At 60.6% G+C, this 17,173-nt stretch carries 9 protein-coding genes; 8 read left to right on the top strand and 1 reads right to left on the bottom strand.

Annotated elements, in window-relative coordinates; genetic code table 11:
- Positions 1–204 precede the first annotated feature (204 nt).
- Positions 205–1,185 carry a transcriptional regulator ArgR gene (argR, locus tag M9827_RS25935; protein ID WP_250608012.1) on the top strand — a complete coding sequence of 327 codons (981 nt, stop codon included), beginning with the start codon at positions 205–207 and terminating at the stop codon, positions 1,183–1,185.
- A gap of 14 nt (positions 1,186–1,199) precedes the next feature.
- On the opposite strand, the gene M9827_RS25940 is transcribed toward argR, so the two are convergent.
- On the bottom strand, positions 1,200–8,960 hold the full coding sequence (locus tag M9827_RS25940; protein ID WP_250608014.1) for a dermonecrotic toxin domain-containing protein: 7,761 nt from the start codon (positions 8,958–8,960) through the stop codon (positions 1,200–1,202).
- A 304-nt stretch (positions 8,961–9,264) separates the two neighbouring features.
- On the opposite strand from M9827_RS25940, the gene M9827_RS25945 reads away from it, so the two are divergent.
- The 7 genes from M9827_RS25945 (at position 9,265) to astE (ending at position 17,135) form a co-directional block, all read left to right on the top strand.
- Positions 9,265–10,485: an aspartate aminotransferase family protein gene (locus M9827_RS25945; RefSeq protein WP_250608016.1), complete on the top strand. Its 1,221-nt coding sequence runs from the start codon at positions 9,265–9,267 to the stop codon at positions 10,483–10,485.
- Positions 10,486–10,688: 203 nt separating this feature from the next.
- Positions 10,689–11,708 carry an arginine/ornithine succinyltransferase subunit alpha gene (aruF, locus tag M9827_RS25950; protein WP_007951057.1) on the top strand — a complete coding sequence of 340 codons (1,020 nt, stop codon included), beginning with the start codon at positions 10,689–10,691 and terminating at the stop codon, positions 11,706–11,708.
- A 51-nt stretch (positions 11,709–11,759) separates the two neighbouring features.
- Positions 11,760–12,785 (top strand): arginine N-succinyltransferase, encoded by a 1,026-nt coding sequence (astA, locus tag M9827_RS25955; RefSeq protein ID WP_250608018.1) that lies wholly within the window; start codon positions 11,760–11,762, stop codon positions 12,783–12,785.
- On the top strand, positions 12,782–14,251 hold the full coding sequence (astD, locus tag M9827_RS25960; RefSeq protein WP_250608040.1) for a succinylglutamate-semialdehyde dehydrogenase: 1,470 nt from the start codon (positions 12,782–12,784) through the stop codon (positions 14,249–14,251). The genes astA and astD overlap by 4 nt, the downstream gene beginning before the upstream one ends.
- 166 nt (positions 14,252–14,417) lie before the next feature.
- Complete coding sequence (astB, locus tag M9827_RS25965; protein WP_250608020.1) at positions 14,418–15,764, top strand: N-succinylarginine dihydrolase; 1,347 nt, start codon at positions 14,418–14,420, stop codon at positions 15,762–15,764.
- 57 nt (positions 15,765–15,821) lie between these two features.
- Complete coding sequence (locus M9827_RS25970; RefSeq protein WP_250608022.1) at positions 15,822–16,112, top strand: topoisomerase II; 291 nt, start codon at positions 15,822–15,824, stop codon at positions 16,110–16,112.
- A gap of 12 nt (positions 16,113–16,124) precedes the next feature.
- Complete coding sequence (astE, locus tag M9827_RS25975; protein WP_250608024.1) at positions 16,125–17,135, top strand: succinylglutamate desuccinylase; 1,011 nt, start codon at positions 16,125–16,127, stop codon at positions 17,133–17,135.
- Positions 17,136–17,173 lie beyond the last annotated feature (38 nt).

Here is a 17,173-nt window from a genome sequence, read left to right on the forward strand (position 1 = left end):
GCCTGAAGGCTGGCTCCAATTTCCTGTAGGAGCTGCCGAAGGCTGCGATCTTTTGATCTTCAGCAACAAGATCAAAAGATCGCAGCCTCGTTTCACTCGTCAGCTCCTACAGGTGATCTGCGCCGGACTTATGATTTGTGTTCATTTACGGGCTAGCATTGGCCCTTGCCTTCATCACTGTTCTTCGTTTCGGATTGCCCGCCCATGACTGCCCATCGAATTGGTTTCCTGATTTGGCCCAGCACTAAAGCGTTGACGCTGGCGCTGGCGGAGGAAGCCTTGCGTGTTGCTCAGCGTGTGCACCCGGAGGTGGTTTACGAGTTGTCGTTCCTGCAGGCCGAGCCACCGGCCGAAGGCGCATGGCAATTGCCCGGTGAAGCCTGGACCGGCAAGCTCGAAAATTTCCAGAAACTGTTCCTCCTCGCTGATGAGCCTCCGACTACCCTGGCGCCTGCGCTCAGCAGTGCACTCAAGCAATTGGTGCGGGCCGGTTGCGTCATCGGCGGCCTCTCGGCCGGTGTCTATCCGTTGGCGCAACTCGGTTTGCTCGACGGTTATCGCGCTGCCGTGCACTGGCGCTGGCAGGACGATTTCGCCGAGCGTTTCCCGAAAGTCATTGCCACCAGTCACTTGTTCGACTGGGATCGCGATCGACTGACCGCGTGCGGCGGTATGTCCGTTCTCGATCTGCTGCTGGCGGTACTGGCCCGAGATCACGGTGCGGAACTGGCTGGTGCAGTTTCGGAAGAGCTGGTCGTTGAACGCATCCGCGAAGGTGGCGAGCGTCAGCGCATCCCGTTGCAGAACCGTCTCGGCTCCAGCCATCCGAAGCTCACCCAAGCGGTGTTGCTGATGGAAGCCAACATCGAAGAGCCGTTGACCACCGACGAAATCGCCCAGCATGTGTGCGTGTCCCGTCGGCAGTTGGAGCGGATCTTCAAGCAATACCTCAACCGTGTGCCGAGCCAGTACTACCTGGAACTGCGCCTGAACAAGGCCCGGCAGATGTTGATGCAGACCAGCAAGTCGATCATCCAGATCGGCCTCTCGTGTGGCTTTTCCTCGGGGCCGCATTTCTCCAGCGCCTATCGCAACTTCTTCGGTGCCACGCCGCGGGAAGATCGCAACCAGCGGCGCAGCAGCAGCCCGTTCGAATTGTCGTCAGTGCCGCCGGAACGCGGCTGATCGCGGGTCGACCCTCATTCGACTTCACTGCTGGCGGAGAAATCATGGAAATCCTCAATCGCCGGATACCCAGTGTCGTTGCCCGACCGTTGTTCCGATAGGCGCGTTTGATACGCCGCGTCATAGCGATCGAGGCGCTGCTGGCTTTCGGCAGTCAGTGGGTTGTCGTCGAAGTCGTATTCGATCATCACGTCGCCGGGCTGGGAAGGAAACTCGCCTGGCAACTCGGTAATCGCGTTCCCGGACAAGTCCGCGTACATCAATCGAGGCAGCTCGAACAGGCCGTCAGGCACCTTGGTCAAGGCGCAATTGCCGAAACGCACATCGGTTATCTGCGGGAAATGACTCAGGTCTGGGGCTCTGTTGAGCGGATTGTTGCTCAGGTCTACCGATCTCAGGTTTTTCAAGGCTGCGAAGGCCTCTGCGGTCGGCGCAGTCAGAGTGATTTGACAGTCGGGCAGATACAGGCTGCGCAGCCTGTCCATACCAAGTATCGAGGGAGGAAACTCGCCCAGCGGATAGTGGCGGATGTCGACGTCTTTGAGCTTCGGAAAGAGCGCCAGCAGACGATCAACCCGAGGCGGGGCCGACGCCTTGGTGGTGAGTTTCAATTGTTCGATGTGGTCAAAGCGCGCGGTCAGCGGCGGCAGTTCACCGGTAAACGACAACTCGCAGTTGACCTCTGGACCTGTCAGGTGCGTGGGCGCCCGGCGCAGCTCGTTTTCCAGGTTGTCCCTGAAGTGTTGGCGTTTGAGTTTTTCCCTCGCAGCAGCGTCGTTCCCAAGTGGCATCTGCGTCACAGGATCGCTGGGGATCTCATCGGCCCAGGTGCCCAGGCGTTCGAGCAGGTGGGTGAGGTCGGTTTTTCGGCGCATCAGCTCAAGACGTCCATCGGCCAGCGTCCCCGGAAGGCTGTAGAGCAGATCGTTGGCGTCGAAGCCGGACAGCGATGGATACAGGTTTTGAGCCAGTTCGATGTCGTCCTGTTGGGTCGAGATACCAAAGTTGTCGGCCTTGGCCTGGAAAGCGGCTTTGACTCGTTCTCTGGAAGCCACTGACAACGGGTTGCCGCCCAGTTCAAGACCGCGCCCGGAATAACGCGTCAGTTGCGCCGGTAGTTCGACGATGTTGTTGTCGCTCAGCAATGCAACTTCCAGATGCGGCAGCTGTTCCAGCCCGGCAGGCACACTATCGATCCCGGTGTTGATCAGATCGATGAACGTCAGGTTCTGCAGGGTCGATACATCGGGCGTGGCCTGCAACGTGTTTCTGTACAAGTCCAGCGATTTCAATCGGGTCAGGCTGGACAACGTCGCTTGTCCGCCAGGATCCAGAGTGATCCGGCACTTGCTCAACATCAACGTTTCGAGTGGCAGGTTGTGTAGCGCTTGAGGTATCCGGCCCAGGGAGAAGTCCTGCAGTTCCAGCCCCTGCAATCCGCTGAAGCTGGTGAGAAAGCCTTCGGAAACCTTCAGCCCTGGATTGCCGTGAAGACTCAGATGCGTGATGTGACTGAAGTCGGTGCTCAGCTCGGGTAACTCACCGGTAAACGTCGCACTGGCATCGAAGGTGTTGAACCGTAGTGCTGAATTGTCGTTACGCCTGCCGCGCCACAGTTGTTCGAGCTTGTCGCTGAAATTTTGTCTGTCGGCGAGTTCTGTGGCTCTTTCCTGCGCAGTCCATGGCCGTTCAGTCAACGGATTGTTGACCGGCAGACGCTCACGCCATGCGTTGAGATCGCCAATCATTCGGGTGATTTCCGCCTCCCATCTGAGCAGTTGAGCCGTGCCGGCCTGCAATGTCCCGGGCAGGCGATAAATCATGTTGATGGCAGCACTGTCGCCCAGTCGCGGGAACAGTTTGTGCGCCATGGCAATGTCAGCCGATGCCGGTTTGACCCGGAAGTTGCGGCCCTGTGTGGCGTAGAAGCGTTTGATGCGCTCGCGGGCAGTCAAGGACAGGGGGTTGTCGTTCAGATAGACGCCGTCGGCCTGGTCGGCACTCAAGCCGAAAATCGCGTCCGGTAGCTCTGTGATGTTGTTGTTATTGAGATAAAGGTTTTCCAGTGCCGGATGCTCGGCGATGCCCTCGGGCACGCGGGTGATATCCGTATGGCCGAGTGAAACGCTTGTCAGGCCCGGCAAGGCGTTCAGATCAGGCGCGATTGTGAGCGGGTTGTGGCTCAGATCGAGCAACTGCAGTTTGGGCATGGCACCGAGCAGTTGCTGCCCTTCAGGCGTGAGTGTCAGTGCGCAGTCAGTCAGTTTGAGCGCTTTGAGATCCTTGAGGCGCGCGACGAATGAGGGGATGTCATCGAGCGCAAAGGCTTTCAGTTCCAGTGCCTGAAGATTCGGGAACAACGCCGCAAACGAGTCGATGCCCGTGGTCGTGGCGTTGCCCACCAGCTTGAGGTTTGTGACGTGATCGAAATTCACAGACAGGCGGGGCAGTTCGCCGAAGAACGTCAGGTCTGTCGCAAAAGACGCGGTGCGCGTGCCGGTGCCCATTGACCTTTCGCGCCAGAAATCCTCCATGAACTGCTTGAAGGCGGAACGCTTGGATTGCTGCGCCAGACGCTCGCTTTCGCCCAACACCTGACCGGTAACCGGGTGCGCTGACGGCGTTTCCATGGCCCAGCGGCCCAAGTCCACGCGCATTTGTTGCAGCTCCGCTCTCCAGCGCACGAGTTGGGTCCGGCTGTCGGCCAGGTTGCCAGGCAAGTCGTAGATCATCTCGCTGGCCTCTTGGTCGTTCAGAGCGGGAAACAACTGCCGGGCGAGGGCAACGTCTTGCTCGGCAGCCATTACGTCAAAGTCGTTTCGATGGATGCGGTAGTAGTGCTTGATCTGGTCGCGGGTGGCTGCCGATAGCGGATTGTCGGCAAGGTCGATGCCGTTACTGCGTTCGGCGGGAAGGTCGAACAGCTCGTCAGGCAGGTGCGTGATGCGGTTCCCCGCCAGCACCGCGGTTCGTAACTCCGGATGGCTGGTCAGCCCTTCAGGCACGACGGTCAGCCCGCAGTTGGACAGGTCGAGATCGATCAGTTCGGGCAACAGGTTCAGGTCGGGGAACGTTCCCAGCGGATTGTTGCTCAAGTCCAGCGATTCGAGGGCGTCGAGTGAAAGCAGCGCCGCCTGATTTTCCGCGGTCATGACTACGCCACAATTTTTCAGCTCCAGGTCGGTCAGTCGAGGCAGTTTTACTTCGCCCAGCGCTAGCGGCTCCAGTTCGAAGCCGTTCATTTTCAGCTTGGCAAGGTTGGGGAAGCACTCCACGAAGCGCAGAGCGGAGGTGATGTTGGCGTTGCCGGTGAGGTTCAGCCGGGTAACGCGCTCGAAACCGGCGCTGAGCATCGGCATATCCCCAATGAACGTTGCCGTTGCCCTCAGTTCTTCGGGGCGGGGGTATTTGGGCGGGCTGCGCCAGAACTGCTCGATCTGTTGCGCAAAGGATCGCCGGGCCTCCAGTTCGCGGGTTTGTGCTTCCAGGGTGAGACGTTCGCCCGTTTCAGGGTCAAGGACGGCGGCCTGGTTGCTCCATTGATTGAGTTCGAGGTTCAGAGCGCGGAGCTCATCTTCCCAGCGCGACAACTGTGCACCGCACTCGGCCAATGACCCGGGCAGTCGGTACAGCACCTGTGTAGCGCCTTCAGCATCAAGGGTTGGGAACAAGGCCATCGTGCGCTGCAGGTCCTCCGGCGCAGGCCGGACACCAAAGTGCTTTCCGGTGTGCTCGTAGAACACTTTTACCCGTTCGCGAGAGGCCGCGCTCAACGGGTTGTCAGCAAAGGTGTAGCCGTCGCTGAGGGAGCTGGCCAGGTTGAAAAACCGTTCCGGTATCCGGGTAATGCGGTTGCGATCGAATTGCGCCGAGATCAGACGTGGATGATCCAGCAAGTCCTCGGGCACCGTGTAAATGCCGGTATTCGACAGGTTGACGTAACGCAATGCAGGCATTGTGTGCAGGTCCGGTGGCAAGCCCAGCGGGTTGCCTTGCAGATCGAGCAGAGTGAGTTGCGGCAAAGAGGCGAGCACCGACTCTGTGACCGTTGTCAGGCCGATCTGGCAATCGCGTACTCTCAATTCGCGCAGCGAGCGCATCGAGGTCAGCGCTTGCGGCAGGCTTGGCAGGTTGAGGTTGCGCGCATCCAGTTTCTGCAACTGACTGAAAGACTGCAAAAAGCTGTCGACCGAGGTGGTCATGGGGCTGCCATCAATGGCGAGCAAAGTGATATGACTGAGGTCGACCGACAGGACGGGCAAGTCGCCCATGACCGCGGGCGTCAGGAACATCGCGTACCCGGCAGCAAAGCCCTGCTGATCGTAGTACGTGACGTTCTCCCGGCGCCAGCCTCTGAGCAATTCTTCCCTGAGCAATCTGCGGTTCTGGATTTCGGCGCGCTTCTCCAGCGGCGTCAGCGCCATGCCGGTTTCGGGGTGAGTGGCGGGCGGGTTGTTGGCCCAGACATGCAGTTCGTTCTGCAATTGCAGGTAGTCATTTTGCAAGCGAAGCATCTCTGCGCGCGGGCCTGCGGGACTGCTTTGCATACGTTCGGCGAGAAAGTGCATCTCATTGTTCGACATCCGCGGATAGAGCACCCGGATATCTTCTTCGAGTGTGTGCGGTTGGGAAGCGGGGCGCAGCGGACGTGGAGCACGGAGATAACCATCGGTCCCCAGCAGCCGCAGCGTGTCGGCAGCCGGCGTTGGGGTCGGCGTATCGCCGATCACCTGACGCAACTCGCTGCGTTCAAGCGTACGTTCGCGAATGGCCGCCTTCAGCGCCTGACCCTGGCCGACCCGGATGTCGAGGTTCTGGCGCTCACCGTCGGGTAATGCATACAACAGGCTGGAATAGAAATCGCTGAACGAATGCAGTTGGTTCCCGCGCTCGTCGTAAGGTTGATATTGGCCATCGTCGCTGCGAACCAGCACCTTGTGTGCGGGTGCATCTTCACGGCCGATAGTGTCCAGTAACGGGCCCTCGTAGCGACTGTCACGGATCTCGATGCGGACATCGCCACTCCAGCCCGGCAACAATTTGAGGCTGTGCAGCGCCAGAGAGTCGGTATCGGAATTGCTCACCGAACCCAGCTCCAGGCCTTCATAGGCGCGGGTAACGCGCACCTCCTGACTGGCCATCTGCATGAGTGCCTGTTGGCGTGCGGGCAATTGTCCTTCGCTGATCTGCAACAGTTCGTTGCCGGTCGCGGTGTCGATCAGTTCGCGAGTGATGCTGGCAGGCAGTTCGGGAGGGTGGGACTGGAGTCGTGCCGCCAACGGATCGTCGAGGTGCTGAAGGGCCTGATAACGCGACTCGAACAGCGTGCGTCTGTTGCGTTGCGCGAGGGCCGCCACTTGCTTGCGCAGGTTCTGACTGCGTACTTCGATCGACAGCGTCGGTCCCGCGAAGGGTTCGTTCAACAAGGCTTTGATCTGCGTCTCGTCGAGGGTATAGAGCAGGGTTTTCAGCACGTCGCCACCGACCAGTCTGTCCTGGCGCAGTTCGGTCACGGGCAGGCTTGCGTCCGTAGACGATTGCCACAGCGGCTTCCCTTGTCGATCGAGCAGACGCAGGCACTTGTCGCCCGGCCAGCGCCCGTAGTCGCTGAGTACCTGCAGCTGTGTGACCGGATCGGCGCGCAAAAACTCTTCGGCGACATCGCTGTCGAGCTGATCGATGAAGCGTTGCAACTGCTGATCAATCTTGAAACGCTGGATGCTGTCGGCAAGCAGAGGCGGGACTTTTTCCTGATTGACATGCATTTTGCGCAACGCGTCTTCGCTGGTTCCGCTGATCCGCAAGACGGTTTCGCGCTCGTTCGGCGCCAGGCTCTCGACGGAAGGACCGATACGGCGCAGGACTGTCGCGCCATCCCATTCCAGCGGTTGCTCGAGTTCAGTGTGCCAGGCGCCGTCGCCATTGTGGCGCACCAGCGGTTGGTAGGCGTCGGGGCGGCTCGGGTGTTCGATGCGGAACTGCCCCGGCACCTGGCTTTCTTTTACGGCAAAGTGGGCGTCCTCCAAGGGCAACAAGCGCTTGTCCTGATGCGTGTGCAAACCCAGTGCATCGGGTTGCGAATCGGCAGTGGGGCCCTGCGGGTGCTTGTAGCGTTCGAGATCCGGTTCCCAATAGCGGGTCTCACCACTGGCCAGTTGTACCGGTTTGAAGCGGTCGATGAACGCTACGACTTCCTTGGGCAATACCTTGCGGAACTCGGCTGCGCCAATCGCACCGCCGATCGCGAACATGCCCAACTGGATCATCGATTCCACGGTACCCATCAGGTGTTCCATGGCTTCAGTCGTTCGCCCCTGCGCCCACTCGACGATGCCTTCGAACACCTCATCGAGCATTTGATAAGCCATGTACGCCATCATGGCTTCACCCAGCACCGGCACGAACGGCGCGACGATCAGCGCGGCGGTTTGCACGATGGTGGAGATGAGGTTGCTCACCGAGTCCCAGAAGGCCCAGCGCGCTTTTTGATCGACCACGGCGGTGGGCACGGCGATCACCCGGGCGTCATTGAAGATCTTGTTCAGTTTCGCGTGATAGAGGTGTTGCCACAGATCGTCGTGGAACGGTATCAGCGTGGTTTGCAGGTCCGGCCGTTCGACAGCGGTGTCGCGCCAGGCGGGCAGTGAACTGCCGGGCTCGGGCGGGTGCCACATGATCTGGCTCAAGCGACTGTTGAGGGCGCTGAAGAAAACGCCTCGGTGTTCGTGGTTCACGAATCGGCTGAAAAACTGCTGGTAGTCTTTCGAGCGCAACTGGCGGGTCAGTTCGGCGATCAGTTCATAGGTCGAGGCGTACTCCTTGAAGGGATGCTCGGGATCGTCGGGGACATAAGCCACCACCCGCGCGGGATCTCGCGAGGTGTAAAGATCGGGGGCAAAAACGACGATACCGGTCAGTGGCGCGCACAGCATCCCCATGTCATGGCACAACACTGCTGCCCCGCTGATATACAGGCCCTTCATGCCGTCGAGTACGGCATCGATCAAGCGAAAATAGCTTTCCGACACATCGCGGTTCATCCGCGCCCACTGCAGGGCGGCTTTCATCGCGGCCTTCTGGCTGACGTCGATTTTGCTGCGCAACACGGACGCGACCATCGGATCGGTATAGCCGAGGTTGTCTTCGAGATGGGCTTTGTATCGCGCGCCGATGTCCAGCCTTCGACACAGGTGGGTGAAAGCGGCAATGCTCAGCTTGGTCTTGATCGCCGGCAGTGTCGTGAACTGGCCGGTTTCAGTGGGGCGAGTGACGAAGGTCGAATCAGCTTCGAAGGCGTCGTGACGGGTTTCCGACTCCTCGAAGTTGTGCAGCGCGGCGTCCAGTAACGACACGGTCCAGGCGCGCGTGCCGGTGCGGATCGGAAACCACGGAGTGGTCGCGGGGATGTACAGGCGCACGAAGGTGTTGCGCACATCCAGATCCAGGCCGAAGCAGTTTTTCAGTTCCTGCCGGAGCAAGGGCTCGGCAAAGGCGCTGGCATCCTGCAAGTGTTCCAGGCTTTGGTCCACCGCGCTTTGCGCGGTCAAGTGCGCGGCGTTGAGGGCCATCATCTGTTGATGTTGCTCGGCGGATGCCGACTGGAGGGGGGCTGACAGGCGCGGCAGGGTGTTCGTCAGTGCCAGGCGCCGTGTCGACGAAACGTTACCGAGCCAATCGGGCAAGGCTTTTTTCAGTGGCAGGTAATGATCGTCTGGATGCTGTGTGTCGTCCGTGGTGTTCGAGGCTGTCGGAGGGTGTCGCTGTGTCAGGTGCATGGGCCATTCCTTGGCATTGAAAAGAATGCGCAGCAAATCAGGAACCGGCCACCCTTGTGCGGTACATATTTATATCTTTGTCGCGGGGATGAGTTGGTATTCTCTGCCGCCTGCCGCAAATCGACGGCGCCAGTTAAACTGCGCCTTTGCGACGCTATATGTCGCATTGCCGTAAACCCGGGAAAATCCGGGGTTTGCGCTATAAGAAGTTGTCGCTTGGCGACAAGGCCGGGCTGAAAACTGTCCTTACAATCCTCACCAAGCTCGCCAGTTTCAGGCGAGTGTTTCTCATCAGGAGACTCCGATGTCCGTTGAGCACGCTGCGGTACAACGCGCCGATTTCGACCAGGTAATGGTTCCCAACTACGCGCCTGCCGCTTTCATTCCTGTGCGTGGCGCCGGTTCCCGCGTCTGGGATCAGGCCGGCCGCGAGCTGATCGACTTCGCCGGCGGCATCGCCGTCAACGTATTGGGCCACGCGCACCCGGCGCTGGTCGGTGCACTGACCGAACAGGCGAACAAGCTGTGGCACGTGTCCAACGTGTTCACCAACGAACCAGCCCTGCGCCTGGCGCACAAGCTGATCGATGCCACGTTCGCCGAGCGTGTGTTCTTCTGCAACTCCGGCGCCGAAGCCAACGAGGCCGCGTTCAAGCTGGCCCGTCGCGTTGCGTTCGACCGTTTCGGCACCGAGAAGTATGAAATCATCGCCGCGCTGAACAGCTTCCACGGCCGTACCCTGTTCACCGTCAACGTCGGTGGCCAGTCGAAGTACTCCGACGGTTTCGGCCCGAAAATCACCGGCATCACCCACGTGCCTTATAACGATCTGGCAGCGCTGAAAGCCGCCGTTTCCGACAAGACCTGCGCGGTCGTGCTGGAGCCGATCCAGGGTGAAGGCGGCGTACTGCCGGCCGAACTGGCTTACCTGCAAGGTGCCCGCGAACTGTGCGACGCGAACAACGCGCTGCTGGTGTTCGACGAAGTGCAGACCGGCATGGGCCGCAGCGGCAAGCTGTTCGCCTACCAGCATTACGGCGTGACCCCGGACATCCTGACCAGCGCCAAGAGCCTGGGCGGCGGTTTCCCGATCGCAGCCATGCTGACCACCGAAGCGCTGGCCAAACATCTGGTCGTCGGCACTCACGGCACCACGTACGGCGGCAACCCGCTGGCGTGCGCGGTCGCTGAAGCGGTGATCGACGTGATCAACACCCCTGAAGTGCTGAACGGCGTGAACGCCAAGCACGACAAGTTCAAATCGCGTCTTGAGCAGATCGGCGAGAAGTACGGCCTGTTCACTCAGGTGCGTGGTCTCGGTCTGCTGATCGGTTGCGTGCTGAGCGAGGCCTGGAAAGGCAAGGCCAAAGACATCTTCAACGCCGCTGAAAAAGAAGGCCTGATGATTCTGCAGGCTGGCCCGGACGTGATCCGTTTCGCCCCGAGCCTGGTGGTGGAAGACGCCGATATCGATGCCGGTCTGGACCGCTTCGAACGTGCTGCCGCCGCTCTGACGCAAGCCTGATAGACCCTTCGACGCCTGGAGCTTTTCAGGCGTCGAACCCAATTTTTGATGCCGGTGAGATTCATTGTGGGAGCGAGCTTGCTCGTGAAGAGGGAGTTTCAGTCGCCATCTATGCTGACTGATACACCGCTTTCGCGAGCAAGCTCGCTCCCACAGTGTCCGGTGTTTTTTTCTGTGAATTGATAAGAGAAAGGAGTGACACCATGCTGGTGATGCGCCCCGCGCAAATGGCTGATCTGGGCGAGGTACAGCGTCTGGCTGCGGACAGCCCGATTGGTGTCACTTCCTTGCCGGATGACGTGGAACGTCTGAGCGACAAGATTGCGGCGAGCGAAGCCTCGTTTGCCGCCGAAGTGAGCTTCAACGGTGAGGAAAGCTATTTCTTCGTCCTCGAAGACACCGCCACCGGCAAGCTGGTCGGCTGTTCGGCCATCGTTGCTTCGGCCGGTTACTCGGAGCCGTTCTACAGCTTCCGCAACGAGACCTTCGTCCACGCTTCCCGCGAGCTGAAGATCCACAACAAGATCCACGTGCTTTCGCAGTGCCACGACCTGACCGGCAACAGCTTGCTGACCAGTTTCTACGTGCAGCGCGAGCTGGTCGGTTCGCCGTGGTCCGAGCTCAACTCCCGTGGCCGCCTGCTGTTTGTCGCCAGTCACCCGGAACGTTTCGCCGATTCGGTGGTGACCGAGATCGTCGGTTACAGCGATGAGAACGGTGACTCGCCATTCTGGGATGCCATTGGTCGCAACTTCTTCGACCTCAACTATGCCGAAGCCGAGCGTCTGTGCGGGCTGAAAAGCCGTACGTTCCTCGCCGAGCTGATGCCGCATTACCCGATCTACGTGCCGCTGCTGCCGGATTCCGCCCAAGAGGCGATGGGCCAGGTGCACCCGCGTGCGCAGATCACTTTCGACATCCTGATGCGCGAAGGCTTCGAGACCGATCACTACATCGACATCTTCGACGGTGGCCCGACCCTGCATGCACGTGTGTCGGGGATCCGTTCGATCGCCCAGAGCCGCGTGGTGCCGGTGAAGATCGGCGAGCCGGTCAAAGGTGCCGGGCGTCAATATCTGGTGGCCAACGCGCAGTTGCAGGATTACCGCGCGGTGTTGCTGGAGCTGGATTACGCGCCGGGCAAACCGGTGACTCTGGATCTGGAAGCGGCCGAAGCCCTGGGCGTCGGTGAAGGTGCCAGCGTGCGCCTGGTGGCGGTTTAACGCCTTAGCGAGTTTCACGGGTGGCGAAGGCGGCCCGTTTGAGGAGATAGCATGATTGTTCGTCCCGTACGCAGCAGCGATTTATCCGCGCTGATCGACCTGGCCCGCAGCACCGGCACCGGCCTGACCACATTGCCGGCCAACGAAGAACGTCTGGCCCACCGGGTCGGCTGGGCCGAGAAGACCTTTCGCGGCGAAGCTGGCCGTGGCGACGCGGACTACCTGTTCGTGCTCGAAGACGACGACGGTCGTGTGGTGGGGATTTCCGCCATTGCTGGCGCCGTCGGTCTGCGTGAGCCTTGGTACAACTTCCGTGTCGGACTGACCGTCAGCGCTTCGCAAGAGCTGAACATCTACCGCGAAATCCCGACGCTGTTTCTGGCCAACGACCTGACCGGCAATTCCGAGCTGTGCTCGCTGTTCCTGCACGCCGATTACCGCACCGGCCTCAACGGTCGCATGCTGTCCAAGGCGCGGATGCTGTTCATCGCCGAGTTCCCTGAGCTGTTCGGCAACAAGATCATTGCCGAGATGCGCGGCGTGTCCGATGACGCCGGCCGTTCGCCGTTCTGGGAAAGCCTCGGTCGGCACTTTTTCAAGATGGAATTCAGCCAGGCCGATTACCTGACCGGAGTTGGCAACAAGGCGTTTATCGCGGAGCTGATGCCGAAGTTTCCGCTGTACACCTGTTTCCTGTCGCCCGACGCACGCAGTGTGATCGGCCAGGTGCACCCGGACACCGAGCCGGCATTGGCGATGCTCAAGAGCGAAGGGTTCAGCTATCAGGGTTACGTCGACATCTTCGACGCAGGTCCGGCCATCGAATGCGAAACCGGCAAGATCCGCGCGGTGCGTGACAGTGAAGCGCTGGTGCTCGCCGTTGGCACACCAGGCGACGACGCCACGCCGTTCATCATCCATAACCGCAAGCGCGAAGACTGCCGCATCACCGCTGCGCCGGCGCGTCTCGCAGCCGGCACGCTGGTGGTCGATCCGCTGACCGCCAAACGTCTTCAACTCAACGCTGGCGATCAAGTGCGCGCCGTGGCGTTGTCCGCTGCACGGGAGTCGAAATAATGAATTCGCTATACATTGCAGGTGAGTGGCTGGCCGGTCAGGGCGAAGCCTTTCAATCGCTGAACCCGGTGACCCAGCAAGTGCTGTGGTCGGGGGAGGGCGCTACCACCGCTCAGGTCGAGTCCGCCGTGCAGGCTGCGCGTCAGGCATTCCCGGGTTGGGCACGTCGCACGCTGGAAGAGCGCATCAGCGTCCTCGAAGCCTTTGCTGCCGCCCTGAAAAACCACAGTGACGAACTGGCCCGCACCATCGGTGAGGAAACCGGCAAGCCGCTGTGGGAGGCCGCGACCGAAGTGACCAGTATGGTCAACAAGATCGCGATCTCGGTGCAGAGCTACCGCGAACGTACCGGCGAAAAGAGCGGCCCGTTGGGCGACGCCACTGCAGTGTTGCGCCATAAGCCGCACGGCGTGGTCGCGGTGTTCGGCCCTTACAACTTCCCCGGCCACCTGCCAAACGGCCATATCGTGCCGGCCCTGCTGGCCGGTAACAGCGTGCTGTTCAAACCCAGCGAACTGACCCCGAAAGTCGCCGAGCTGACGGTCAAGTGCTGGATCGAGGCCGGTCTGCCGGAGGGCGTGTTGAACCTGCTGCAAGGTGCGCGCGAAACCGGCATCGCGCTGGCGGCGAACCCGGGCATCGACGGTCTGTTCTTCACCGGTTCGAGCCGCACCGGCAACCATCTGCACCAGCAGTTCGCCGGGCGTCCGGACAAGATCCTCGCGCTGGAAATGGGCGGCAACAACCCGCTGGTGGTGGATCAGGTCGCGGATCTGGATGCGGCGGTTTACACGATCATTCAGTCGGCGTTCATCTCTGCCGGCCAGCGTTGCACTTGTGCTCGCCGTCTGCTGGTGCCGCAAGGCGCCTGGGGCGATAGCCTGCTCAAGCGTCTGGTGGAAGTCAGTGCGAGCATTGAAGTCGGTGCATTCGATCAGCAACCGGCGCCGTTCATGGGCTCGGTGATTTCCCTCGGCGCGGCGAAAGCGCTGATGGACGCTCAAGAACATCTGTTGGCCAACGGCGCTGTGTCGCTGCTGGCAATGACACAACCACAGGCGCAAGCCGCGCTGCTGACCCCGGGCATTGTCGATGTCACCGCGGTGGCTGAACGTCCGGATGAAGAACTGTTCGGCCCGTTGCTGCAAGTGATCCGCTACGCCGATTTCGAAGCGGCGATCGCTGAAGCCAACAACACCGCTTACGGTCTGGCCGCCGGTCTGCTGTCGGATTCCGAAGCGCGTTATCAGCAGTTCTGGCTGGAAAGCCGCGCCGGTATCGTCAACTGGAACAAACAGCTGACCGGCGCTGCGAGCAGCGCACCTTTTGGTGGTGTCGGCGCGTCGGGCAACCACCGCGCCAGCGCTTACTACGCGGCGGATTACTGCGCGTACCCGGTGGCGTCGCTGGAAACCCCAAGCCTGGTGTTGCCTGCTGCCCTGACGCCTGGCGTGAAAATGGCGTGATGCCAATCGCTGGCAAGCCAGCTCCCACAGGGATCGAGTCGTCCACACAATCTGTGAACACCGCCAAACCTGTGGGAGCTGGCTTGCCAGCGATGGCCGCGACGCGGTCGCACTGAACAGTTAGTTACTGAAGCCTATAACAACAGATTCTCGTGGAGCCTCGCTGATGAAATCCTATGAAGTCAATTTTGACGGTCTAGTGGGGCCGACCCATAACTACGGTGGTCTGTCCTACGGCAACGTTGCCTCCCAGAGCAACAGCCAGCAGTCTTCGAACCCGAAGGAAGCGGCGCTGCAGGGCCTGGCGAAGATGAAAGCGCTGATGGAAATGGGCTTTCAGCAAGGCGTGCTCGCACCGCAGGAACGTCCGGACGTGGCCGCTCTGCGCCGTCTGGGCTTCTGCGGCACCGACGCGCAAGTGATCGAGCGCGCCGCCAAAGAGGCGATGCCGCTGCTGGTCGCCAGTTGCTCGGCGTCGAGCATGTGGGTAGCGAACGCCGCCACGGTCAGTCCGAGTGCTGACACCGCAGACGGTCGCGTGCATTTCACCGCCGCCAACCTCAACTGCAAATACCACCGCAGCATCGAGCACCCGACCACCAGCCGCGTGCTCGGCGCGATGTTCGCCAATCAGCAACACTTCGCCCATCACGCCGCGCTGCCGGCAGTGGCGCAATTCGGCGACGAAGGTGCGGCCAACCACACACGTTTCTGCCGCGAGTATGGCGAAGCGGGCGTCGAGTTCTTCGTGTTCGGTCGCAGTGCCTTCGACAATCGTTATCCGGCGCCGCAGAAATACCCGGCGCGCCAGACCCTCGAAGCCTCGCAAGCCGTTGCGCGTCTGCACGGTCTGCGTGACGAAGGCGTGGTTTACGCGCAGCAGAACCCGAACGTGATCGATCAGGGCGTGTTCCATAACGACGTGATCGCCGTGGGTAACGGTGAAGTGCTGTTCTATCACGAGGACGCGTTCCTCGAGACCGATCAGATGCTGGCCGAGCTGCAAGGCAAACTCGCTAAAGTCGGCGGCAACTTCCAGTCCGTGTGTGTGCCGCGTTCGGCAGTCACCGTGGATGACGCAGTGCGCTCCTACCTGTTCAACAGCCAATTGCTCTCGCGTCCTGACGGTTCGATGCTGTTGATCGTGCCGCAAGAGTGCCAGGCCAACGAACGCGTGTGGGCTTACCTGCAGAGTCTGACCAGCTCCGGCGGTCTGATTCGCGAAGTGAAAGTCTTCGATCTCAAGCAAAGCATGCAGAACGGCGGTGGTCCGGCGTGCCTGCGACTGCGCGTCGCGCTTAACGAAACCGAACTGGCGGCGGTCAACCCAGGGGTTATCATGACGCCACCGTTGTACGGTTCGTTGACCGCATGGGTTGAAAAGCACTACCGCGACCGCCTGAGCGAAACCGATCTGGCGGATCCGCAATTGCTGCTTGAATGCCGGACGGCACTGGATGAACTGACGCAAATCCTTAAACTGGGCGCGGTTTATCCATTCCAGATCAATTGATGGCCGGCGCGTCGCCTGAACGCGGCGCGCGGCTTGTCTCCCCAAGAGAGTAAAAACATGAGCGATTCCCTGCAGCTGATCCTTGAAGACACCGACGGCACGCAACTGCAAACCTCGTGCACCCGCGTCGCGGTCATGTGGCAAGGCAAAGAGCTGTGGATCCAGCAGGACGGCCGTGGCCAACTGCTGATCGGCGTGGACGTGGAAGAAGGTGACGCCGAGTACGCCAACCTGCTGCTGCGCCCATTGGCGACTAATCTGGTAAGTCTGCAACTGGAAATGGAACCGGCTGACGTCGGCGACGACGAAGGCCACGTGCACGGCCCGGATTGCAACCACGACCACTAAGGAAACCGCTCTATGCTCGCCCTCGGCAAACTGCTTGAACTGACCCTCGCCGGCCGCGAACCGGCGGAGAAGACTCAACTGACTGTCGAAGGCGTGCGTATGCGCTGGTTGAGCGAAGGTGCGCTGGAAGTCCGGCCACCACAAGCGCGTGACAATGGCCTGGACCTGCTGCTGTCGGCAGGCATCCACGGCAACGAAACAGCGCCGATCGAGTTGCTTGACCGGCTGCTGCACGACATCGCCCGCGGTGATCTGAAGCCGCGCGCACGCATTCTGTTCCTGTTCGGCAACCCCGAAGCGATTCGCAAGGGCGAGCGTTTCGTCGAGCAGGACGTCAATCGGCTGTTCAACGGCCGTCATGAACAAAGCAGTGGCTCAGAAGCGCTGCGTGCCTGTGAGCTGGAGCGTCTGGCGGCGAGTTTCTTCAGCCTGCCGGATCGCCAGCGTCTGCACTATGACCTGCACACGGCGATTCGCGGTTCGAAGATCGAGCAGTTCGCCCTGTATCCGTGGAAGGAAGGTCGCCAGCATTCGCGTCTGGAGCTGGCGCGTCTGCGCGCTGCCGGGATGGAAGCGGTGCTGTTGCAGAACAAACCGTCGATCGTCTTCAGCTCGTACACCTACGACAAGCTCGGTGCCGAGGCTTTTACGCTGGAACTGGGCAAGGCGCGGCCGTTCGGGCAGAACGACGGGGTCAATGTCTCGCTGCTGGAAACCCGTCTGCAGCAGATCATTGAAGGCAACGAGCCGGAGATGGCAGAGCAGGGGCTGGACGGTTTGCAGCTGTTCAGCGTCGCGCGGGAAATCATCAAGCACAGCGATGCGTTCCGCCTGAACCTGCCGCAGGACATCGAAAACTTTTCAGAGTTGGAGATGGGGTATGTGTTGGCCGAAGATCTGGCCAATACCCGCTGGGTCATCGAGGAAGAGGGCGCGCGGATCATTTTCCCCAACCCGAAGGTCAAGAACGGCCTGCGCGCGGGCATTCTGATCGTGCCAAGCGGCGACGAAAATCTCGCCTGACGCAATTTTGGCCTGACACAAAATCCTGTAGGAGCTGC

The organism is Pseudomonas sp. AKS31 (assembly GCF_023634765.1).
GTDB lineage: Bacteria > Pseudomonadota > Gammaproteobacteria > Pseudomonadales > Pseudomonadaceae > Aquipseudomonas.

Bases quoted from the DNA above. Each gene is read 5' to 3' on its own strand.
- M9827_RS25970 (WP_250608022.1), top strand. From the start codon at position 15,822: ATGAGCGATTCCCTGCAGCTGATCCTTGAAGACACCGACGGCACGCAA.
- astA (WP_250608018.1), top strand. From the start codon at position 11,760: ATGATTGTTCGTCCCGTACGCAGCAGCGATTTATCCGCGCTGATCGAC.
- M9827_RS25940 (WP_250608014.1), bottom strand. From the start codon at position 8,960: ATGCACCTGACACAGCGACACCCTCCGACAGCCTCGAACACCACGGAC.
- M9827_RS25945 (WP_250608016.1), top strand. From the start codon at position 9,265: ATGTCCGTTGAGCACGCTGCGGTACAACGCGCCGATTTCGACCAGGTA.
- argR (WP_250608012.1), top strand. From the start codon at position 205: ATGACTGCCCATCGAATTGGTTTCCTGATTTGGCCCAGCACTAAAGCG.
- astB (WP_250608020.1), top strand. From the start codon at position 14,418: ATGAAATCCTATGAAGTCAATTTTGACGGTCTAGTGGGGCCGACCCAT.
- aruF (WP_007951057.1), top strand. From the start codon at position 10,689: ATGCTGGTGATGCGCCCCGCGCAAATGGCTGATCTGGGCGAGGTACAG.
- astE (WP_250608024.1), top strand. From the start codon at position 16,125: ATGCTCGCCCTCGGCAAACTGCTTGAACTGACCCTCGCCGGCCGCGAA.